The sequence below is a fragment of the Pseudarthrobacter raffinosi genome, assembly GCF_023913835.1.
GTDB classification, from domain to species: Bacteria; Actinomycetota; Actinomycetes; order Actinomycetales; family Micrococcaceae; genus Arthrobacter; species Arthrobacter raffinosi.
This window is the reverse complement of the sequence record NZ_JAMXBG010000021.1, coordinates 24,838-47,597: the sequence shown is the minus strand read 5'-3', so window position 1 is coordinate 47,597 and position 22,760 is coordinate 24,838. Positions and strand designations below refer to the sequence as shown.

Sequence of the window (22,760 nt, the reverse complement as noted above, 5' to 3'; positions counted from 1 at the left end):
GTTGCTCCACGACCGACGCGTCGTAGACACCCGGACAACCCGTACACAGCCCAGGCACACGAGGAATACTCTCCTCACCGCAGGAATTCTAGACACTGCCGGGCGCCCTCAATCCTGCCACCGGGCTCTATAGACGCTTGCGTGACGGCTGAGCCCTCGCCCAAGCCCTCCGGCCTGCTGCGTCGATGGGGGACCGTCAGCCTGAACCAGGACTGGACGAAGGTGATCGCCGTGTACCTGCCCGTGGCCAAAATAGGCGTTGTGGCTTCGCCGCTACGCACATCTCTGTTCGCAAGATCGCTACGGTTGCCGTCCAGTCAGCGCAGGACAGAACCAGAGCCAACTTGCTCGGTTGTCAGCGAAGGACGGTATCGGAACCGCCTGCTCGGTCTTAACATGTCAGTCCGCACTGCAGCTCCCGACCGGAACAACACGCGTGGGCAGGTCATGAGCCAGCTGGCCAATACCGACTTTCCTGTCCGAAGGGCGGAGCCCTAGGTGCCCGACCAACTCCACCCCAAAGACCTAGAGCAGGTGACGAATGTCAGCGGATGACGGAATCGTATCCATCGGAAGTGTGACTGTTCGGTTCGACTGGAGGGTTCAATCGCGTTGATGTCCACCGACTTCGAAGTTATCCCCAAATGTTATCCACACTGATATCCACACTGATATCCACAGGCTTATCCACCGGTCTGCAAATCGTGGATGCAGGACCCCTAGTGCCGTCCTTTAGATCAGCCGACACCCTCGAGCCGGCTTTGCTCCAGGACAACTACCACGGACGAAGCGCATGCTCACGTTGGACTGGAAATATCGCCGGAAATCCAACTATTGAAGTCGCTTTCCGTCCCGAAAGAGAGTCTGAATCGACCTTGGTAATGTTTCACGTGAAACGGGACTGCAGGCGCTATCCAATGCTCGTGCGTACCGCTCGTTGCAGGATCCGCTCGTGTGGGCCAAATCTCTTCGTGATGCCTGCCACCAAGCAATCTATCCACAAAGTTATCCACAACGATATCCACCATGCAATTCACACCTACGGGCCCAAGCCTGTCCTGGCTCCATCTCTTGTTGTGGCAAGTTTGCCGCACACGATGATGAAGAGTGGGCCACGGAAACATAATCTTTCGGATACTCCCTTTCCCTCAAACCAGGCTGCTGTCCGCCTGGCTAGCTGATTCATCTTCAGCCGGGCCATGATCTGACGTGGTTGCAGTTGTGGTCGCTTCCCCGTCGGATCCGAACCTTTCCGGACGGTCCCGCCTGTCTCAAACTGCTGCACAGCAAGACGACTCGGCTTGCACCAATTCCTTCCACTCCCGGACACTCCCGGACTGGGCCAATTCTGTGCACCCCGCGGTCAGGTCCTAGAGGGGCGAAGCCAAGTTGCGGAGCTGGTCCAGAGACGCACTATGGCGCACTGCCAGAGTCATGCTGTAACGACTTGGAGTGTCGCAGTCCTGCCCAGGGTGGTGGTCCCGTATGAGGCAGCCGGCGACACTGTTGGCCCAGCCAGGGGATCGATGCGCCCTCCTGAGATTGGTGTGTATCGAGGCGCCCTGCAGATTCAATTCGTCGACGTACCGTCTCCACAGAAGACTATTTGATGAAAGGCCCGGTTGGGGGCCGCGGTCGTACCTGCCTGCCTGCCTGCCTGCCTGCCTGCCTGCCTGCCTGCCTGCCTGCCTGCCTCAACCGATGCTACCGGTGCTACCGGTGCGCCGGCGTGCGCCAGCTCAAAAGTCCTCGGATGCGCCAGGAAGCTATCTGTTCAGGCTAACTGCCCGGCGAGTGGAACTCAGGCGTCAGGGTTGGGGCCACCACGGAACGGGACATGCTGGACCCCGGCCATGGCTCTCCGCTGGATACTAGCCCTCTGGACGGCTTCCCAAGCTCCCAGAACCCTGGGCGGGCATGCGCTGGGTCAGCAGGATATAACCAGTGGCGGGCGTCACTGCCGGCCGGGGGATTGGGGGCGGCATTATCCTCGAGGGGTGAAGAGGCCATAGTAGGCTCTAAGCCGTCAACTCCAAGGTCTGGGAATTGTCTCTGTTCCCACGGCGATCGAGATGGGAGGGCGCTTGGGCTGCAAGTTTACAATCCGAGACGCAGCCAGCTCGCCGGCGCCGTGAGGACGTCGGGGTATCGGTGTGTCGGGGCCGTGGGGAGATGCCAGGCACGGTGAGCTGGACTCGTCACGATGTTTCACGTGAAACCATTTAGAAGACGGCTGGGCGTAGGCCGAACCTGCTCAGCAATCTCGGCTACCCTCACGAAGCTTGGTGAACTGCTTCTGCAGGAGTTTTTTAGCCACCGCTTTGGCTGCGGGCGAAGCCCCTCGGATGCTGGAAAACCGAATTCACTTCCGCAGCCGCAGCGTAGGTGACGCGCCGGCGACATCACTGGCCGAGGACTTTAGATTATACCAACTTCATGTTCGTTCTCGATGGCGCCGCCGCCTAGATCCGGCGCATACCCTGTTGATGTTTCACGTGAAACAGCAACCGCGAGGCGCCTTCCCATCTGGACCAGACGTTGCCGAACCCGGACGTTGCCGAACCCACCCGGATGTTGCCGAAGCAGATTGAAGGTCAGAAGACTATCTCGCGACAGGTCTCCGGGGGAGACGTCCACCCTGGCGCATCCCCGTAGTCAACGAGTTAGCCGCAGGCTAAGGCCAACATCTGCACGGGTACGTACACTGCACACCAGATCCCTGGAACAGATCGGGGCAAGCGCAACGATGACGGTGTTCCCGCCGCTTGGCAGGATAGGCACCGCACGGACTGATTGGAAATGTGCGAATCGACGCATTCTTCACTGCTTCGGAGCAACGGAACCCATTGGGTGACAAGCATCACGAGTCGCATCGGAGTGTCCAGCGATCCGTCGAATCCACCACTCCTGCCTGATCGCCGTCTCGAGAGTTCGCGCTCCGCCATCTACATCGCCCTCAGTGCCCACCTCCAGTGCGTCAGCAACCCGGAGCCACAGAAGTCCACCGCTGCAGCGGGAACACAAGCAGAGACGACAGTCGTTGGAGGAGACCAGTCTTTGGAGGACTCCAGTCTTTAGAGGAGTCGAAGGCAGCAGACAATGCCAAACTCGCGTCCCACAACGGAACTATTTCATCGGGCCCAGAGGGGTACCCCATGCGGACCGCGGGCTCGAGCCCGGGGCGCGTCACAACCACCATGGCCACGCCAGTATCAGCTCCGGAATGCTAAGATGGCGTCGATACAGACGAAAGAAGGGCCTGTTTCACGTGAAACAGGCCCTTCTTTGAACAGAGAACGCTAGTTTTCAGATCCTGGCGCAAGAACTTCCATGATGCGGTTCAGGTCTTCAACACTGGCGAATTCAATGCTGACACGCCCCTTGCGGACACCCAGGGAAATCTTGACGTTGGTGTCCAAGCGGTCTGACAGCGAGGATGCCAGATAGTCCAGGCGCTCATGGCGGGCTCCCGGACGAGGGATGTTGTTCTTGGCAGGCTTCGCAGGATCCTGATAGAGAGTGACGGCCTCTTCGGTTGCCCGAACAGACATGCCTTCAGCCACGATTTTCTGGGCGAGGCGTTCCATGGCTGCTGCATCCGGCAGGGCGAGCAGCGCGCGCGCGTGGCCAGCGGAAATAACGCTGGCCGCCACACGACGCTGAACCAGGGGCGGAAGTTTGAGGAGACGCAGCGTGTTCGAAACCTGGGGACGTGAACGGCCAATGCGGTCCGCAAGCTGCTCGTGAGTGGTTCCGAAGTCTTCAAGCAGTTGCTGGTAGGCCGCAGCCTCTTCGAGCGGGTTCAACTGGCTGCGATGCAGGTTCTCCAGCAGTGCATCCCTGAGGAGGTCATCATCAGTGGTGTCCCGGACAATGGCAGGGATGGTCGCCATCCCGGCCGCCTGTACTGCCCTCCAGCGACGCTCACCCATCACCAGCTCGTACGGTTCTCCACCTTCTTCGGTTGAAGTACGAACCACAATTGGCTGGAGGACGCCGATTTCGCGCACGGAGTGGATGAGCTCCGCCATGTCATCGTCATCGAAGACTGAACGGGGCTGTTTACGGTTCGGATGGATGTCGGTGACCGGAATCTCAGCAAAACGCACGCCGGGGACTTCCACGAGGTCAACACCGTTATCCGGCGTACTGCTCTGGGATACAGGTGCCTCGGACACAGACTCGCCAGTCGCGCCTTCAACCGGCATGGGCGAACCGTCCACCGTTGATGTAGCTGCACCGCCCTTTACAGGAGCTTTTGCGGCCGGCAGCTTCTCTGCTGCCTTGGCTGGCGGATTCGCGGGGGAGGCCGTTCTCGGCGCAGCTGCTTTCTTCGTTACCGATGCGTCGTTGGCCTGGGCCGGCGCATCCGACTCGGAAGCAACCGACTCCGAAGATGAAGCATCTGAAGCTGCCCCACCATTTCCTGAAGCGTCATCAGGGGACACGACTTTCTTACGGCCTTCAGGGAAGAAGAGATCCACAGGCCGCGACACAGCGCCGCCGTTGCCCGACGCACTACCGGCGGAACTTGGAATGAGTGCGCCAAGACCGCGGCCTAGGCCACGTCGCTTTTCGCTCATGGATAAATCCCTCCGATGGAAGAGTCAGACCTTGCCGGACTCCGGTTGTTGCAGTTCTTGAAGATTCTAGCGTTCAGCGATTTCGGCTGCGGCTTCCAGGTAAGACAGGGCTCCACTGGAGGAAGGATCGTACGTCATGACGGTTTGCTGGTAGCTCGGAGCTTCTGAAATCCGCACGGAGCGGGGGACTACAGCACCAAGGACCTGCTCGGGGAAGTGCAGGCGAACTTCGGCTGCCACCTGGGCTGCAAGGTTGGTCCGTCCGTCATACATCGTGAGGAGAATAGTGGAGACCACCAGATCCGCATTCAGGTGCTTCTGGATCATCTCGATGTTCTTGAGGAGCTGACTGAGGCCTTCCAGTGCGTAGTACTCACACTGGATAGGGATAAGGACCTCACCGGCAGCACAGAAGGCATTAACCGTGAGCAACCCGAGGCTGGGCGGGCAGTCAATGAAAATGTAGTCGAGGCGTTCTTCGCCGTTCTTTGCCCGGGTCCTGGCATAGACGTCGATCGCCCGGCGGAGCCGCTGTTCACGGGCCACAAGCGAAACAAGCTCAATCTCCGCGCCGGCCAGGTGAATGGTGGCAGGAGCACAGATCAGGTTGCTGATGTCCGGGCAGGGGGCCACGACGTCAGCGAGAGGGAAATCGTTGATGAGGACGTCATAGATGCTGTCCACATCGGCATGGTGCTCGACGCCGAGGGCGGTGGAGGCGTTGCCCTGGGGATCGATGTCAATGACCAGGACGTTCAGGCCGGCTGCGGCCAGGGCAGCAGCGATGTTCACGGTGGTGGTGGTCTTGCCCACGCCGCCTTTTTGGTTGGACACCGTAAAGATACGGGTCTTCTCCGGCTTGGGAAGTTTCCGGCCAACCAGCCGTTCGCGGCGCCTGGTCTCGTGCGCGAGTTCCCGGGCGATAGGACTGGAATCGTCCATGGTGTCCATAACGTTGATCCGGCCACCCGTTGTTGTTTCACGTGAAACAGACGCAAGAATTGCCATTTCCGCAACCGGATTAGGGTGACTTTCCCCTCGTCCGGGCGCGGAACCCATGCCCATGCCAGCAACTGATCGTGCTGACCCCAAAGACACAAACGGGGGTATCCGTTGTGTGGAGGCTTCGCTACTGGTCACTGGGACACACTCACTCTCGTTCGGCTTTTGCTGCCGTTGTCTAGCCTAACCGCTTCGCCCTGCAGACCAAGGCTACCGGGCCAGGACTAGGAGAACTTTCGGGACTTGTTAACGACGATCCGTACCACCGTGGTGGGTTCCTCCAGGAGGTTTTCACCGACAGTCACTACAGAAGTCTGGACGCCACCGAGTTTCCGGATGACCTTCGCTGCTTTTTCGATTTCCTCGCCTGCACTGCGTCCCTTAATGGCCACAACTTCACCCTTGCCGGCGAGCAGGGGGATGGTCAGACCGGCGAGGTTGCTCAGCGCGGAAACAGCCCGGGCAGTCACAACATCAGCGTCCACCATGCCAACCGCAAGCTCCGCGCGCGTCCGCATCACCGTGACGTTTGTCAGGCCGAGATCGTCCACCACTTCCTGGAGCCAGATCACCCGGCGCTCCAGCGGCTCGATCAGTGTCAGCTGGAGATCCGGACGCGCGATCGCGAGGCAAAGTCCGGGAAGTCCGGCTCCGCTTCCGACGTCGGCAACATGGCTGCCGTGCGCGATCTCGCTTTCGATAACGGCACAGTTAAGGACATGCCGGCTCCACAACCGTGGGATCTCACGCGGCCCGATCAGCCCGCGTTCGGTTCCGGACGTGGCCAGGTGCTCCACGTAGCGTTTGGCCAGGTCCAGGCGGTCACCGAAAATCTTCTCGGCCGCCAGCAATTCTGCTGCCGTGATGTCAACCATGATTAGCGGTTCAGCATTCTCTAGTCTGCGGATACTACGATGTGACGCCCGGCGCCTTCGCCCTCGGACTCGCTGACGAGTCCCAGGTCAGCGACGGCGTCATGAACGATTTTGCGTTCGTAGGCACTCATCGGCTCCAGTGCCACGGCTTTGCCGGACTCCTTGACCGCAGCTGCCGCATCCTCGGCGATCTTCTGCAGGTGGACGGCGCGCTGCTGACGGTAGCCGTTGATGTCCAGGACCAGGCGTGAACGGTTCTCCGTTGCGGAGAGAACAGAGAGCCGGGTCAGTTCCTGAAGGGCTTCGAGGACTTCGCCGTCTTCGCCTACGAGGCTGTCGAGACCATCAGTTCCTTCCTCGGCAACGATGGAAATGTAAGTGCGGCCGTTCCGGACTTCAATGTCAATGTCGCCGTCGATGTCAGCGATATCAAGGAGTTCCTCCAGGTAATCGGCGGCAACGTCGCCTTCCTCTTCGAGGCGGCTGGCAGCGGATCCCTTGGGCGAAGCATCGGCGTCGGTCGAGGCTTCGTCCTGATCGTCAATGATCTCGTCGGAAAGGGCGTGTTCGGTGCTCTCGGCTGACATTACTTCTTCTTCCTGTTCTTACGCTGTGGCTGGACGCGCTGTCCCTTTTGCTCGAGGACCGCAGCTGCGGCAGCTGCCTCCGCTTCGGCGTCGGCCTTTTTCCCGCCCAGAATGGGCAGGACCGGCAGGCCCTTGGCCGCACGGCGTTCGGCGAGTGCCTTGGCGGCTGGGGATCCCGGCGTCGGCATGCGGCGGATGACGAAGAACTGCTGCGCCATGGTCCAGAGGTTGGTGGTGGTCCAGTAGATAAGGACACCGATGGGGAAGTTGATGCCACCCACGCCGAACACGAGCGGCAGGATGTACAGCATCATTTTCTGCTGGCGCATGAAAGGGCTGGCCATGGCCTCTTCGGACATGTTCTTGGCCATGATCTGCTTCTGCGTGATGAACTGCGAAGCCGTCATCGCAAGGATCATCACGATCGACAGGATGTTGACAGCCAACTGCGCGTCGCCTCCTCCTCCATGCAGGAGGGTGGCGGAAAGCGGAGCACCGAAGATGCTGGATTCGTCGAACTGCACCACCTGGTCGTGGCTCATCGCACCGACACCCACACCCGCCTTGGCGTTGGAGCTGATGCCGGAGAGCACCTGGAACAGCGCGAAGAAGAACGGCATCTGGATCAGCATGGGCAAGCAGGCCGAGAACGGGTTGGTCCCGTGCTTCTTGTACATGGCCATCTGTTCCTGCGCCATGGCCTGGCGGGAAAGCTGGTCAGTCTTGCCCTTGTACTTGTCCTGGAGTTTCTTCAGGTCCGGCTGCAACAGCTGCATGCCGCGCTGCGCCTTGATCTGCTTGACGAAAACGGGGATCAGGGCGGCACGGATCACCAGCACCAGCCCGATGATGGACAGTGTCCAGGTCCAGCCGTTGGCCGCAGGCAGGCCGATCGCAGTCAGGCCCTCGTGGAAGCCCACCATGATGATGGAAACCAGCCACTTGAACGGAAACATGATTGTTTCAAAGAAGTCCATACGATATCCCTATTCGTCAGGCCGCAAGGCGGCCTTCTCCATCAGTCTGAGCAGCCAGGTACTTGTCCGGGTTGTTCAGCACAACAATTGTGGGGGTCCGGTGATCGGGCCAGTGGCGGTGGCCGGCGGGGACATGGTCCACACCACCGGCATTCCACGGATGGCAGCGCACAAGGCGACGGGCTGCAAGCCAGCTGCCCTTCACCGCCCCATGGACAGTGATCGCTTCAAGGGCGTACGCCGAGCAGGAAGGAAAGAAACGGCAGACCTGGCCATACAAGGGAGAAATCACCTTGCGGTATGCCATCAGCAGCAGAATAAGAATGTTTCTGGGCAGGTTCCAGAGGAAGGTGCCCACGGCGGCAGCAACAGGATGAAGGGAGTGGACGACGGCGGCAGTTACCTTACGCACGCTGTGTCCCTTCCTGTGTTGTACCGGTCGAACCGTTTACAGCAGCCCGCGGAAGGCGGCTGCCCAACCGGCTCATGGTTGATTCCAGTGCGGCGTTGTAGTCCGCCAGCAGTTGATCCCAGCTGGCGGCAGCGGACGCAGGCAGCGCCCGGACCACTATGGCGAACCCGGTACCGTACTCGCGCAGCGAGGCAGCACCGGCTTCTCTCAGTCTCCTCTTAACGAGGTTCCTGACCACAGCGTTCCCGACACCTTTGGAAACGATGAACCCGATCCGGCTGGGTTCGTCGGCAGCAATAGCTGCCGCATATAACACTACGTTCCGGCGTCCATTGCGGACACCGGAACGTACAGTTGTTGAAAAATCGGTTGCAGTCCTCAAACGGTTACGGGTGGCCAGCACCTTAAACTCGCAAAGAAAAGTTAAACCGACGAGTCAGTTATCTAGGCCGACAGTTCGGTGCGGCCCTTGCCACGACGGGCTGCCAGGATGGCACGGCCGGCACGGGTACGCATACGAAGGCGGAAGCCGTGCTTCTTGGCTCGACGGCGGTTATTCGGCTGAAAAGTCCGCTTGCTCACGTTAGTTACTCCAGTGGATCAAAGGTGCGCCCACCCGATCAGTAAAAGGGGAAGAACTGGCCGACGCTAAGTTTTGTATATGCACGCTTCCCCCGGCTGCTCCAACGCGGTGCGTCAGAGAGATTCAGAAGGGGCCAAAAAGCGTACACAAAGGACTTCACAACGTTAGGGCAAAATGCCTGCCAGAGTCAAACCGGGGTACCCCTGCGTCCCTGTCCCCGGCTGTGGTTAACCTGGCCCCACAGCCTGTGGATGAAGTGGCTCACAAGGCCTGTTTTCGAACCACATCGGTGTAATTATCCACAAGGTACTTCCCAGCTATCTTCTGGCCTTTTGTTCCCCTAGAGTGGCTCAGTAGCCGATTATCCACGGACTGTGCATAACCCTGTGGATGAAGCTGAACCAGAGTCCTGGTTCGGGACTTGGGGCTGCACGTAATGCAGGCACGCAAGTTTTGAGGAACTGATTGATGACAGTAGACGAAGCCAACCACGCCAATACTGTCGGAAGTTCCTGGCGTCGGGTTGTGAGCCTGCTCGAGCAGGACGACCGCGTATCTCCACGGCAGCGGGGCTTTGTCATCCTGGCGCAGGCCCAGGGCCTGATCGGATCCACCCTCCTGGTGGCCGTACCCAACGAACTGACCCGTGAAGTCCTTCAGACCCAGGTCAAGGACGCCCTGGATGACGCCCTGCATAACGTTTTCTCCGAGGACATCCGCTGCGCAATCGACGTGGACACCGATCTGGTGCCCCTTCACACGGAGCCGGAACCCGTCGTCGAACCTTCCTACTCGCCGGACCAGCTGATCGAACAGAAGCCGCAGCCGATGCTGCCGAGCACTTCCCACGAGTTCGGCCGGCTGAACCCCAAGTACGTTTTCGATACCTTTGTGATCGGTTCGTCCAACCGCTTTGCCCATGCAGCTGCCGTGGCCGTGGCCGAAGCGCCCGCCAAGGCCTACAACCCGCTGTTCATCTACGGTGATTCCGGGCTGGGCAAGACCCACCTCCTGCACGCGATCGGCCACTATGCCCGCCGCCTGTACAGCGGAATCCGGGTCCGGTACGTGAACTCCGAAGAGTTCACCAACGACTTCATCAACTCCATCCGCGATGACGAAGGCGCCAGCTTCAAGACCACGTACCGCAACGTGGACGTGCTGCTGATCGATGACATCCAGTTCCTGGCCGGCAAGGACCGGACGCTGGAGGAGTTCTTCCACACGTTCAACTCCCTGCACAACAACAACAAACAGGTGGTCATCACCTCGGATCTGCCGCCCAAGCAGCTGGCAGGTTTCGAGGACCGGATGAAGTCTCGCTTCGAGTGGGGCCTCCTCACCGACATCCAGCCGCCCGAGCTCGAGACCCGCATCGCCATCCTGCGGAAGAAGGCGCTCAGCGAAGGTCTCTCCGCCCCGGACGATGCCCTGGAATACATCGCTTCCAAGATCTCCAGCAATATCCGCGAACTCGAGGGCGCACTGATCCGGGTGACGGCATTCGCCAGCCTGAACCGCCAGCCGGTCGATGTTGCGTTGGCTGAGATGGTCCTCAAGGACCTCATCACGGACGACGGCGCCCAGGAAATCACGTCGAGCCAGATCCTGATCCAGACGGCGGAGTACTTCAAGCTCACCATGGAGGAACTCTGCAGCAAGTCCCGGACCCGCACGCTGGTGACCGCCCGGCAGATCGCCATGTACCTCTGCCGCGAGCTCACGGACATGTCCCTGCCGAAGATCGGCCAGGAACTCGGCGGCCGCGACCACACCACTGTGATCCACGCGGACCGCAAAATCCGTGAGCTGATGGCTGAGCGTCGTGTGATCTACAACCAGGTCACCGAACTCACCAACAGGATCAAGCAGCAGCAGCGCAACTCCTAAGCCGTCGTCTCTATACCTTATTAACAGGTGCATGTGGATAACCCTGTGGATACTTAAGGGGACAACCGAACTTAATGGGCTTAAAACCCTTAAGCCGCCTGTGGATCAGCGAAAACCCAAAAATTGTTATCCCCATCCACAGCCTGTTTAAAACCTGCGTCACCCACAATCCATGAACAGGGCTTAACCGCTGGATCCTGCGGCCGGATCGAGTTATCCACAGTATCCACAGCAGTTATTAACACTTCTAATCCCAATAAATTGATTTCCCTCAAATAACAATCTCGATCCGCACCCCGAACCGGCCCAGGCCCAAGGGCCTCCGGACCCCAGGCGTCCTGACCGGGGATGGGTTAATCAGCCGTCTTCCGGCTAAGCTGTCAGCAGCGCTCCCATCCTCGGGTTTCTTTGTGGTTCAGCACTCGATGAACCATGCAGGTTCCGTTGTTGGGGCGCCACTACTTTTGGGCTCCCTGTGGGAGTTTCCGGTTCAGACAAGGCAGCAGCAATGAAAGGCGGCACCCTTCCGTGAAGTTCAGAGTCGAACGGGACGTCCTGGCAGAAGCCGTCACCTGGACAGCCCGGTCGTTGTCTCCGCGGCCGCCGGTTCCAGTGCTGTCGGGTCTGCTCCTGAAGGCTGAAGCCGGCACCGTCAGCCTCTCGAGCTTTGACTACGAGACCTCCGCACGGCTGGACATCCCCGCGGACATCACCGCCGAGGGAACCATCCTCGTTTCCGGACGCCTCCTCGCAGACATTTGCCGCAGCCTTCCTTCCGCTCCGGTGGTCGTGGAGACCGATGGCAACAAGGTGACGCTGACCTGCCGCCGCAGCAGCTTCCACCTGGCCACCATGCCCGAGGCCGAATACCCGCCGCTGCCTGCGTTACCCGCCATCAGCGGCACCGTCCCGGGTGACGCATTCGCCCAAGCTGTGTCCCAGGTGATCATTGCGGCCAGTAAGGATGACACTCTCCCCATCCTGACCGGCGTCCGGATGGAGATCGAGGACGACCTCATCACGCTTCTGGCCACCGACCGCTACCGTCTGGCCATGCGCGAAGTGCCGTGGAAGCCCACCACACCGGGAATTTCCACCAGTGCGCTGGTCAAGGCAAAAACCCTCAACGAAGTGGCTAAGACCCTTGGCAACAGCGGCGACATCAACCTCGCCCTTGCTGACGATGACAGCCGCCTGATCGGTTTCGAAAGCGGCGGCCGCACCACCACATCGCTGCTTGTGGATGGCGATTACCCCAAGATCCGCTCGCTGTTCCCGGATTCCACCCCCATCCACGCAACAGTCCAAACGCAGGAACTTGTGGAAGCCGTCCGCCGCGTGTCGCTGGTGGCCGAACGCAACACCCCGGTACGCCTCGCCTTCACCGAAGGACTGCTGCACCTGGACGCCGGCACCGGCGAAGATGCCCAGGCCTCCGAAGAACTCGAAGCCCAGCTCTCCGGTGACGACATCACCGTCGCCTTCAACCCGCACTACCTGGTGGAGGGCCTGAGCGTCATCGAAACGAAGTACGTCAGGTTCTCCTTCACCACGGCGCCGAAGCCCGCGATGATCACGGCTCAGGCAGACGCCGACGGTGAGGACCAGGACGACTACCGCTACCTGGTTATGCCCGTCCGCCTTCCCAACTAGGTAGCAGAAAACGTCGTTATGGGCGCTCATAACGACACTTAGTGCGACCTAGTTGGGCTGCCCCGTTCAGCAACAGCCAACCCCGCGCAGAAAAGAGACCCCCGTGCATATTGGACTGATCGGCCTTGGCAAGATGGGTTTCAACATGCGCGAACGCCTGCGCAAGGGTGGCATTGAGGTTACCGGCTTTGACCGCAACCCCGAGGTCACCGACGTTGCCTCCGTGGATGAGCTCATTGCGGCCGTTCCGGCCCCGCGGCTGATCTGGGTCATGGTCCCGTCAGGCGACATCACCGATGCCGTCGTCACCGAACTCGGGGACAAGCTCGACGCCGGCGACCTGGTGATCGACGGCGGCAACTCCCGCTTCACCGAGGACCAGAAACACGGTGCCGCGCTGGCCGGGAAGGGGATCCGTTTCGCCGACTGCGGCGTTTCCGGCGGAGTGTGGGGCCTCCAGAACGGGTACGGGCTCATGGCTGGCGGCGACGCTGCCGATATTGAGCGGGCCCTGCCGGTTTTTGATGTGCTCCGTCCCGAAGGCGAGCGGGCGGACAGCTTTGTCCACGTCGGCGGAATCGGTGCCGGACACTACGCCAAGATGGTCCACAACGGCATCGAATACGGCCTGATGCAGGCGTACGCCGAAGGATACGAACTGCTGGCCGCCAAGGACATTGTTGACGACCTGCCCGGTACGTTCCGCGCCTGGCAGAAGGGCACCGTGGTCCGGTCGTGGCTGCTGGACCTCATGGTCAAGGCACTGGACGAGGACCCGGGACTGGAATCCATCGATGACTACGTCGAGGACTCGGGCGAAGGACGCTGGACCGTTGAGGAAGCCATCGCCAACGCGGTTCCGGCACCGGCCATCACGGCTGCACTCTTCGCACGCTTCTCCTCCCGCGAGGAGAATTCGCCCGCCATGAAGATGGTTTCCGCGCTGCGCCACCAGTTCGGCGGGCATGCCACCCGTCCCGCCCAGTAACCTCCACCCCGGGACCCGCCGGTTCCGAGAATTGTCGAACACCGCGTGTACCTAGAACACCTTTCGCTCACTGACTTCCGCAGCTACGCCCAGGTTGACCTTCCCCTCGAACCGGGGGTCACCGTGCTCGTCGGGGCAAACGGCATCGGCAAAACCAACCTCATGGAGGCCATCGGGTACCTGGCCACCCTCAGCTCGCACCGGGTCAGCTCCGATGCCCCGCTGCTGCGGTTCGGCACGGACCGCGCGCTGGTCCGGGCCCGCCTGGTCCGCGGCGGGCAGACCACGGTCCTGGAACTTGAGATCAACGCCAGCCGCGCCAACCGGGGGCGGATCAACCGCAGCAATCCCGTCCGGGCCAGGGATCTCCTGGGGATCTGCCAGACGGTGCTTTTCGCCCCCGAGGACCTGGCGCTCGTCAAGGGAGATCCGTCCAACCGCCGCCGGTTCATCGACGAGCTGCTGGTCAGCCTCATGCCCCGGCACGCGGCGACGCGCACGGACTATGACCGTGTCCTGAAGCAGCGCAATGCCCTGCTCAAATCCGCCCGGGCCGGAAAATTCACTGCCGGACACGAGGCCACCCTCGATGTCTGGGACCAGCACATGGCCCGGGCGGGCGCCGAGCTGCTGCACGCGCGGCTGGAACTGGTGGAACTATTGAGCCCGCACCTGGCCAAGGCGTATGCCCAGCTCACGGATGGGTCCAAGGAAGCCAACGCCCTCTACCGGTCCACCCTCCAAAATGTGATGGACGACGACGGCGGCGCGGCACCGGGTGCCGGTGGCGGTTCGTTGACGGATGGGTCCGCCGCTGCCGAAGATCTGCGGGACCTCACCGTTGAGGACCTCACCGGCCGCTATGTCCAGGCCTTTGCAGCCTCCCGCCGCAAGGAACTTGAGCGCGGAATTTCCCTGGTGGGGCCGCACCGGGATGAGCTCGAACTGATTCTCGGCGAAGCGCCCGCCAAGGGGTACGCCTCGCACGGCGAAACCTGGTCGATGTGCCTCTCACTCCGGCTTGCTTCCTATTACGTCATGCTCGATGACGCGAGGACCGGCGGGTCTGCACCGATCCTCATCCTCGACGACGTTTTCGCCGAGCTGGATGTGCAGCGCCGGCGTAAACTGGCGGCAATAGTCTCCGGCGCGGAACAGGTCCTGGTGACCGCCGCCGTCGACGCCGATATCCCGGAGGAACTCTCCGGCCGGCGGGTGAAGGTCGTCCCGGGAGGAATCGATGAATAAGGATGAAAAGGGCGGGCTGCAGCCTGGCCGGGATCCTGACAACATCGACGCGCCGCAGGCTGCGCTGAACCGCATGCGTGAGGCCGCGGCCGCACGCGGCGAAATCCGCCGGAAGGCACCCCCCAAGGCCGGCGCCGCCAAGACAAAGGGTGGGATCCGGGATACCCGGGGTTTCAGCCAGTTCCATTCCACCGGCCGTGATCCGCTGGGGCTCGGCAAAGTGGTGGGACGCCTCGTGGCCGAACGCGGCTGGAGCTCGCCAGTAGCGGTGGGTTCGGTCATGGCAGAGTGGGCCACGCTGGTTGGCCCGGAAATTTCAGCGCACTGCACCCCGGAGAGCTTCACCGATACCACCCTTCACGTGCGCTGCGACTCGACGGCCTGGTCCACGCAGCTGCGGCTGCTGAGCAACAGCCTGCTGGAGAAGTTCCGCACGGAACTGGGCGATGGCGTGGTCACCAGCATCCAGGTGCTCGGCCCGTCAGCACCCAGCTGGCGCAAGGGCGGACGTACCGTCAACGGCCGCGGGCCGCGCGATACCTACGGTTAGCCGCCGCCGTCGACTCTTGAATATTCGTCCGGCGGCGTGTAGGGCGAGCTAACGGCCTTAGGGCGTATAGGCACCCGGAGGCGGGACCTTGAGGGCGCCCTAGGCGGGGTCAATGGCCTCGCATCGGCACATCAAGGTCCCGCGACGCCCGCCGGAATGCGGGTTTGCGGCCCATTTCACGATAGAATCACAGCAGATAACTGGGCGCCGGTGAAACGTTGACTGAGTCCGTTTTCCGCACGCTCTCCGCAGGCGGACTTCGGTCCTGCACGTCGACGTATCCGTCAGCGCCATCAGCTTGTGCCTGTTGGCGGATGCTTTCCACTGGAAGGCCGCCGCCGGCCATCATCGAAAAAGAGGAGTCGACAGCACCTGTGGCTAACGACAATACAGATACCCAGGCAGTGGAACGCGCAACGGAGGACGTCCCTACCCCCGATACGCCGGCGGAGGCCGTGACACCCCGGGAATACGGCGCAAGCGACATCACCGTACTTGAGGGCCTCGAAGCCGTCCGCAAGCGCCCGGGCATGTATATCGGCTCCACCGGGCCGCGCGGCCTGCACCACCTGGTCTATGAAGTGGTGGACAACTCTGTTGACGAGGCGCTGGCCGGGTACTGCACGCACATCGAAATAGTCCTGCAGGCCGACGGCGGCGTCAAAGTTGTAGATGATGGCCGCGGCATCCCCGTGGACATGCATCCCACCGAGCACAAGCCCACTGTCGAAGTGGTTATGACCATCCTGCACGCCGGCGGCAAGTTCGGCGGCGGCGGTTACGCAGTCTCGGGCGGCCTCCACGGTGTGGGTATCTCCGTGGTGAACGCGCTCTCCAGCAGGGTGGACACTGAAGTCCGGCGGCAGGGCAACGTCTGGCGGATGTCCTTCGCCGACGGCGGCAAGCCCCAGGGCGGGCTGGTCAAGGGCGAAGAGAGCGCCACCACCGGCACCACCCAGACCTTCTACCCGGACGCGGGAATCTTCGAATCCACTGAGTTTGATTTCGAGACGCTCCGCGCCCGCTTCCAGCAGATGGCCTTCCTGAACAAGGGCCTGCGGATCACGCTCACGGACGAGCGCACCGCAGCGTCGAACGCGGACGCCAATGAGGACCTTAACCTTGACGTGGTGGTCACCGAAGGTGAAGTCACCGCTGAGCACCGCACCGTGGTGTACCAGTACGACGACGGCCTGCTGGACTATGTGAAGCACCTGAACTCGGGCAAGAAGGTTGATGTTGTCCACGAGGACGTCATTTCCTTCGAAACCGAGGACACGGAACGGCACATCGCGCTGGAGATGGCGATGCAGTGGACCAACGCGTATTCCGAGAGCGTCCACACCTACGCCAACACCATCAACACCCACGAGGGCGGCACCCACGAAGAGGGTTTCCGCGCCGCGATGACCTCCCTCATCAACCGCTACGCGCGGGAGAAGAGCATCATCAAGGAAAAGGACGACAACCTCACCGGTGACGATATCCGTGAAGGCCTCACGGCGGTCATCTCCGTGAAGCTGGCCGAGCCGCAGTTTGAGGGCCAGACCAAGACCAAGCTCGGCAACTCCGAGGTCAAGGGCTTCGTCCAGCGCGTTGTCACCGACGGCCTGGGTGACTGGCTGGAACGCAACCCCGGCCCCGCCCGAGATGTCATCCGCAAGGCCATTTCCGCAGCCCAGGCCCGGATGGCCGCCCGGAAGGCCCGTGACAATGCGCGCCGCAAGAGCCCGCTGGAATCCTTCGGGATGCCCGGCAAGCTGTCCGACTGTTCCTCGAAGGATCCCGCCCGCTGCGAGGTGTACATCGTGGAGGGCGACTCCGCCGGCGGTTCCGCCAAACGCGGCCGCAACCCTGAAACCCAGGCCATCCTGCCGCTGCGCGGCAAGATCCTGAACGTGGAGCGGGCCCGGCTGGACAAGGCCCTGGGCAACACCGAGGTCCAGTCCATGATCACCGCGTTCGGCACCGGCATCGGCGAGGACTTCGACCTCAGCAAGCTCCGGTACCACAAGATCGTGCTGATGGCCGACGCTGACGTTGACGGCCAGCACATCACCACGCTGCTCATGACGCTGCTGTTCCGCTACATGCGCCCGCTGATCGAAAACGGCTACGTGTACCTGGCGCAGCCCCCGCTGTACCGGATCAAGTGGTCCAACGCGCCGCACGACTACGTCTTCAGCGACAAGCAGCGCGATGCCAAGCTCCTGTCCGGGCAGGCCGCCGGCCGCCGTATCCCGAAGGACAACGGCATCCAGCGCTACAAGGGCCTGGGTGAGATGGACTATACCGAGCTGTGGGACACCACCATGGACCCGGACCACCGGACCCTCCTGCAGGTCACCATGGACGATGCCCTGGCAGCGGACCAGACCTTCTCCACACTAATGGGCGAAGACGTGGAGTCCCGCCGAAACTTCATCCAGCAGAACGCCAAGGACGTCAGGTTCCTGGATATCTGACCGGTTCACCGAGTAGATATTCCAAGCCCGACATATACCTGAAACGGAAAATATAAACGATGAGTGACGAGACACCAGAGAACCCGGCGGAATCCGCCGATCTTCCGGAAGCCGTTCTTGAAGGCGACGTGTTGGTTGACCGCGTGGAGCAGGTGGACCTGCAAACGGAAATGCAGCGCTCGTACCTGGACTACGCCATGGCCGTTATTGTGGGCCGTGCCCTTCCCGACGTGCGCGATGGCCTCAAGCCCGTGCACCGCCGCGTGCTGTACGCGATGTTCGACGGCGGTTACCGGCCGGAACGGTCCTTCAACAAGTGCGCCCGTGTGGTGGGCGAGGTCATGGGCCAGTACCACCCCCACGGCGACACCGCGATCTACGATGCGCTGGTCCGCCTGATCCAGGACTGGACCATGCGCTACCCGCTGGCCCTGGGCCAGGGCAACTTCGGTTCGCCGGGCAATGACGGTGCCGCCGCCCCGCGGTACACCGAAACGAAAATGTCCCAGCTGGCCATGGAGATGGTCCGTGACATTGACGAGGAAACCGTCGACTTCCAGGACAACTACGACGGCAAGAACCAGGAACCCACCATCCTGCCGGCCCGTTTCCCCAACCTGCTGGTCAACGGTTCGTCCGGCATTGCCGTGGGCATGGCCACCAACATTCCGCCGCACAACCTCCGCGAAGTAGCTGACGGCGTCCAGTGGTACCTGGCCAATCCGACGGCCAGCCGCGAGGAACTGCTCGAAGAGCTGCTGCTCCGTATCAAGGGACCCGATTTCCCCACCGGCGCGACCATTCTCGGCCACAGGGGCATTGAGGACGCGTACCGGACGGGCCGCGGCTCCGTGACCATGCGCGCCGTGGTCAACGTCGAGGAACTCCAGGGCCGTACGTGCCTGGTTGTCACCGAACTGCCCTACCAGGCCAACCCGGACAATCTGGCCATCAAGATCGCCGAACTGGTCAAGGACGGGAAGATATCCGGCATTGCGGACCTCCGCGACGAGACCTCCGGCCGCACCGGCCAGCGGCTGGTCATTGTGCTCAAGCGCGACGCCGTGGCCAAGGTGGTGCTGAACAACCTGTACAAGCACACCGACCTGCAGAGCAACTTCTCCGCCAACATGCTGGCCATCGTGGACGGGGTTCCGCGCACGCTGAGCCTGGACGCCTTCATCCGCCATTGGGTAACGCACCAGCTGGACGTCATTGCGCGCCGTACCCGCTACCGCCTGCGCAAAGCCGAGGAAGAGGCGCACATCCTGCGTGCCCTCCTGAAGGCACTGGACGCGCTGGACGAAGTCATTGCGCTCATCCGTGCGTCCAACACCACCGAAGCCGCGCGCGACGGACTGATGCAGCTGCTGGACATCGACGAACTGCAGGCCCGGGCCATCCTGGACATGCAGCTGCGCCGCCTGGCAGCCCTGGAACGCCAGAAGATCCAGGACCGCCATTCCGAACTTGAGGCCCTGATCGCCGAGTACAACTCGATCCTTGCCTCCGAGGAACGCCAGCGTGAAATCATCAGCACCGAGCTGGGCGAAATCGTGGCCAAGCACGGTGATGACCGCCGCACCAAGATCCTGATGGGCTTCGACGGCGACATGTCCATGGAGGACCTGATCCCCGAAGAGGAAATGGTTGTCACTATTACCCGCGGCGGTTACGTCAAGCGCACGCGCAGCGACAACTACCGGTCGCAGCAGCGCGGCGGCAAGGGCATCAAGGGCGCCCAGCTCCGCGGCGACGACGTGGTGGAGCACTTCTTCGTGACCACCACCCACCACTGGCTGCTCTTCTTCACCAACCTCGGCCGGGTCTACCGGGCGAAGGCGTACGAACTGGTGGAGGCCGGCCGTGATGCCAAGGGCCAGCACGTCGCCAACCTGATGGCCTTCCAGCCGGACGAGCACATCGCCCAGGTCCTGGACATCAGGGACTACCAGCAGGCCCCTTACCTGGTGCTGGCCACCAAGCGCGGCCTGGTCAAGAAGACCCGGCTGGAGGACTACGACACCAACCGCTCCGCCGGCGTCATCGCGATCAACCTGCGTGACGAGGACGAGCTGGTTTCCGCCCAGCTTGTCTCCGAAACGGATGACCTCATGCTGGTGTCCCGCATGGGCCAGTCCATCCGCTTCACCGCCACCGACGATGCCCTGCGTCCCATGGGCCGGGCCACGTCCGGTGTCACCGGCATGAAGTTCCGCGAGGACGATGAACTGCTGGCGGCGGACGTCGTCACGGACGGTTCGTTCGTCTTTGTGGTCACCGAGGGCGGGTATGCCAAGCGCACCGCGGTGGAGGAATACCGCCTGCAGGGCCGCGGCGGCCTGGGCATCAAGGTGGGCAAGTACCAAGAGGAACGGGGCCACCTCGTGGGCGCCCTGATTGTTCAGGAAGAGGACGAGGTTCTGGTGGTCATGGAAGGCGGCAAGGTTGTCCGTTCATCCGTGGCCGGCGTACCGGCCAAGGGCCGCGACACCATGGGTGTTATCTTCGCGAAGCCGGACAAGAATGACCGCATCATTGAAGTGGCCAGGAACAGCGAACGCGGCCTCGAGGGCGAAGAATCCGTGGACGATGACGTAACGTTGGCTGAAGAGGCCGGGTCCCCCGAGGGATCCGCAGGGTCAGCAACAACGGCAGAAACATCACCGGCTGTTGAGTCAGAGGACGCCTCCGGCGACGCTGAGCCGAACGAAGACTACACCGGAGGTAACGAGTGAGTAATCCCGACTCATATCCCAAGCCGAGCAGCAATGTACCCGGCGGAACGCCGCCGCCCGCGGCCGCACCCCGGGTGAACGCCCCCGTCCGTCCGCAGCAGCGCCCACCGGCCCCTGCAGGCGCGCCGGGGCAGCGGCCGGCCGTTCCCGGCCAGCGCCCTGCGCAGGATCGGGTTCCGGCAGGCCAGACCGGCCAGCGTGCCGGACAGGGCAGGCAGGCGGCAGCACAGGACAGCCAGCGCCCAGTGCAGGGCCGGTCTCCGCAGGCCCAGCCCGGCCTGGTCAAGCCTGCACCCAAGGCCAAGGTCAGGCGTGCACGGCTGCTGGTCAGCAAGGTGGATCCCTGGTCGGTCCTGAAGATGGCATTCCTGCTGTCGGTGGCGCTGGGAATCGTCACCGTGGTGGCCGCCATCGTCCTCTGGACTGTCCTGGACCTCACCGGAATCTTTGACCAGGTGGACAGCCTCCTGGGCACCCTGGCAGGCTCCGAAGGCGGCGGGTTCGAACTGAAGAAGGTCGCATCCCTGGGCCAGGTGGCTTCCTTTGCCACGATTATCGCCGTGGTGAACGTTGTCCTGCTGACGGCGCTGTCCATGCTGTCAGCGGTGCTTTACAACATCTCCGCAACGCTTGTTGGTGGCATCGGCGTCACCCTCACGGACGACTGAAAACCCTTAATTTCACCGGAAATTCTCCGGCGAAATGCCTCGATTTGAGATCGGGCCGGGATGTGCTGTAAAGTCATGTCTCGGCCCGATGAGGCATCGGGGCGTATAGCTCAGGCGGTTAGAGCGCTTCGCTGATAACGAAGAGGTCCCAGGTTCAAGTCCTGGTACGCCCACGGAACCTGTGCAGGTTCGAAGGAAGGTTCGGTTTGCTTCACGGCAGGCAGGATCGGAACGGGGAGCATGTGAAGAAGTTGCTGGTACTTGCAGCTGCGATCGCAGGCGTCCTGCTCTACAGGAAAGCACAGGAATCCGAGGCCCGGAAAACAGTCTGGAGCCAGTCGACCGACAAGGTCGAATAGGCCGGATTCCCGGACCGGGAGCTTGCAAAAGGCTCCACGGTTCTAGGGTATGATTGACGGGTTGCTTCTTATGGGGGCATGGCGCAATTGGTAGCGCACCTGCTTTGCAAGCAGGGGGTTCGGGGTTCGAGTCCCCGTGCCTCCACCATAAGGAGAGTCCCGGACAGCTGAAAAGCTGTCCGGGACTCTGTCGTTAAGGCGGCACAGTGTTATAGCAGGACAGTAGGGTTGAACGGTGAACTTTCTTCTTGCGGCCGTGGGCGTCCTGGGTGTGGCGTCGTCCGGGCCGTTGATCGCCGCGACCCTCGGTGCCACCACCGTCAGTGCCCTCGCCATCGCCTTCTGGCGCAACGCCATCGGGGCCGCCGTCATGGCCACTCCCACCGTGGTCCGCGAACCCCGGCAGTTCGGCCGGATCACCGGCCCCGAGTTCAGCTGGTCGCTGCTCGCCGCCGTCGCCCTGGCCCTGCACTTTGCCTGCTTCATCACGTCCCTCCAGCTCACCTCCGTGGCTGCCGCCACCGCCCTGGTCTGCCTGCAGTCGGCCTGGATTGCGGTCTTCCAGCTGTTCCGCGGCACCAGGCACCGCTGGCAGGTGCTGGCAGGGCTGGGGATCGCCTTTGGTGGTGTTGTCACCATCACCGGGTTCGACATGGGATCCTCGCCGGACGCGCTTCTGGGTGACCTGCTGGCTGTCGCCGGTGGGGCCCTGGCCGGCCTCTACACGCTCGCCGGCGGCAAGGCCCGCCAGACCATGACCACGGGAACATACACCACGCTCTGCTACGGGATGTGCGCTGCCTTTGTGGCGGTGCTGGCGCTCTTCAGCGGCCAGCCGCTGGTGGGGTTCGACGCCGTTGGCTGGGTGGGGATCCTGGCCATCACCGTGTGTGCCCAACTGGTGGGCCACACAGCCTTCAATCACCTGCTGGCCACCATGAGCCCGCTGCTGGTGTCGATGATCATCCTGCTGGAGATCCCCGGCGCAGCCGTGCTGGCCGCGGTCTTCCTGCACGAGACACTGCCTGCAGGCACCTACGGCGGGCTGGGGCTCATCCTCGTGGGCCTCGCCGTCGTGGTTCTGGGACAGCGGTCAGGCTTCAGGAAACGGCGCGAAGGTTCCGCCGCGCGTGGGGATGAACCGCCGTCGGATCGTCTGGCTGAACTCGGAACGGACTGAGG

General features: G+C 62.2%; 18 protein-coding genes and 2 tRNA genes. 12 read left to right on the top strand and 8 right to left on the bottom strand.

The features are described 5' to 3' along the window. Positions 1-3,299: 3,299 nt before the first annotated feature. The 8 genes from NG697_RS17695 to rpmH all read right to left on the bottom strand — a co-directional run bounded on the left by NG697_RS17695 (position 3,300) and on the right by rpmH (position 9,018). Positions 3,300-4,583, bottom strand: a complete 1,284-nt coding sequence (locus NG697_RS17695; protein ID WP_252611303.1) for a ParB/RepB/Spo0J family partition protein — start codon at positions 4,581-4,583, stop codon at positions 3,300-3,302. A 66-nt stretch (positions 4,584-4,649) separates the two neighbouring features. Continuing rightward, positions 4,650-5,723 (bottom strand): ParA family protein, encoded by a 1,074-nt coding sequence (locus tag NG697_RS17690; RefSeq protein ID WP_252600879.1) that lies wholly within the window; start codon positions 5,721-5,723, stop codon positions 4,650-4,652. Between the two features lie 86 nt (positions 5,724-5,809). Continuing rightward, on the bottom strand, positions 5,810-6,460 hold the full coding sequence (gene rsmG, locus NG697_RS17685; RefSeq protein WP_252600882.1) for a 16S rRNA (guanine(527)-N(7))-methyltransferase RsmG: 651 nt from the start codon (positions 6,458-6,460) through the stop codon (positions 5,810-5,812). A gap of 20 nt (positions 6,461-6,480) precedes the next feature. Continuing rightward, positions 6,481-7,047: a Jag family protein gene (locus NG697_RS17680; protein ID WP_252600885.1), complete on the bottom strand. Its 567-nt coding sequence runs from the start codon at positions 7,045-7,047 to the stop codon at positions 6,481-6,483. Beyond that, a complete protein-coding gene (gene yidC, locus NG697_RS17675) occupies positions 7,047-8,024 on the bottom strand; it encodes a membrane protein insertase YidC (RefSeq protein ID WP_252600888.1) in 978 nt (325 codons plus the stop codon). Before yidC ends, NG697_RS17680 begins: the two co-directional genes overlap by 1 nt. A gap of 16 nt (positions 8,025-8,040) precedes the next feature. Further along, positions 8,041-8,436: a membrane protein insertion efficiency factor YidD gene (yidD, locus tag NG697_RS17670; protein WP_252600890.1), complete on the bottom strand. Its 396-nt coding sequence runs from the start codon at positions 8,434-8,436 to the stop codon at positions 8,041-8,043. Beyond that, on the bottom strand, positions 8,429-8,839 hold the full coding sequence (rnpA, locus tag NG697_RS17665) for a ribonuclease P protein component (protein WP_056342732.1): 411 nt from the start codon (positions 8,837-8,839) through the stop codon (positions 8,429-8,431). Before rnpA ends, yidD begins: the two co-directional genes overlap by 8 nt. Positions 8,840-8,880: 41 nt before the next feature. After that, entirely contained in the window at positions 8,881-9,018 is a 138-nt protein-coding gene (gene rpmH / locus NG697_RS17660) for a 50S ribosomal protein L34 (RefSeq protein ID WP_003800212.1), read from the bottom strand. 469 nt (positions 9,019-9,487) lie between these two features. On the opposite strand from rpmH, the gene dnaA reads away from it, so the two are divergent. From dnaA to NG697_RS17600, 12 genes are all read left to right on the top strand, one after another. Then, entirely contained in the window at positions 9,488-10,909 is a 1,422-nt protein-coding gene (gene dnaA / locus NG697_RS17655; protein WP_056342735.1) for a chromosomal replication initiator protein DnaA, read from the top strand. A gap of 528 nt (positions 10,910-11,437) precedes the next feature. Continuing rightward, the gene (dnaN, locus tag NG697_RS17650) at positions 11,438-12,562 is read left to right on the top strand and encodes a DNA polymerase III subunit beta (protein ID WP_058930635.1); all 1,125 of its coding nucleotides are present in this window, start codon (positions 11,438-11,440) and stop codon (positions 12,560-12,562) included. A 103-nt stretch (positions 12,563-12,665) separates the two neighbouring features. Next, positions 12,666-13,550, top strand: a complete 885-nt coding sequence (gnd, locus tag NG697_RS17645) for a phosphogluconate dehydrogenase (NAD(+)-dependent, decarboxylating) (protein ID WP_252614800.1) — start codon at positions 12,666-12,668, stop codon at positions 13,548-13,550. Positions 13,551-13,595: 45 nt separating this feature from the next. Beyond that, positions 13,596-14,798, top strand: coding sequence for a DNA replication/repair protein RecF (gene recF, locus NG697_RS17640; RefSeq protein ID WP_252614799.1), 1,203 nt, complete (start codon positions 13,596-13,598; stop codon positions 14,796-14,798). Beyond that, positions 14,791-15,348 carry a DciA family protein gene (locus NG697_RS17635; protein ID WP_056342749.1) on the top strand — a complete coding sequence of 186 codons (558 nt, stop codon included), beginning with the start codon at positions 14,791-14,793 and terminating at the stop codon, positions 15,346-15,348. Before recF ends, NG697_RS17635 begins: the two co-directional genes overlap by 8 nt. A 374-nt stretch (positions 15,349-15,722) precedes the next feature. Then, on the top strand, positions 15,723-17,813 hold the full coding sequence (gyrB, locus tag NG697_RS17630; protein WP_252600903.1) for a DNA topoisomerase (ATP-hydrolyzing) subunit B: 2,091 nt from the start codon (positions 15,723-15,725) through the stop codon (positions 17,811-17,813). A gap of 59 nt (positions 17,814-17,872) precedes the next feature. Then, on the top strand, positions 17,873-20,551 hold the full coding sequence (gyrA, locus tag NG697_RS17625) for a DNA gyrase subunit A (protein ID WP_252600904.1): 2,679 nt from the start codon (positions 17,873-17,875) through the stop codon (positions 20,549-20,551). Continuing rightward, on the top strand, positions 20,548-21,219 hold the full coding sequence (locus NG697_RS17620; RefSeq protein WP_252600906.1) for a DUF3566 domain-containing protein: 672 nt from the start codon (positions 20,548-20,550) through the stop codon (positions 21,217-21,219). Before gyrA ends, NG697_RS17620 begins: the two co-directional genes overlap by 4 nt. Before the next feature lie 99 nt (positions 21,220-21,318). Beyond that, positions 21,319-21,392: transfer RNA gene (locus tag NG697_RS17615), tRNA-Ile, on the top strand. Positions 21,393-21,461: 69 nt separating this feature from the next. Continuing rightward, positions 21,462-21,578 carry a DLW-39 family protein gene (locus NG697_RS17610; RefSeq protein WP_210412373.1) on the top strand — a complete coding sequence of 39 codons (117 nt, stop codon included), beginning with the start codon at positions 21,462-21,464 and terminating at the stop codon, positions 21,576-21,578. 72 nt (positions 21,579-21,650) lie between these two features. Then, a tRNA-Ala gene (locus NG697_RS17605) sits at positions 21,651-21,726 on the top strand. Positions 21,727-21,813: 87 nt separating this feature from the next. Beyond that, the gene (locus tag NG697_RS17600; RefSeq protein WP_252600908.1) at positions 21,814-22,758 is read left to right on the top strand and encodes a DMT family transporter; all 945 of its coding nucleotides are present in this window, start codon (positions 21,814-21,816) and stop codon (positions 22,756-22,758) included. Positions 22,759-22,760 lie beyond the last annotated feature (2 nt).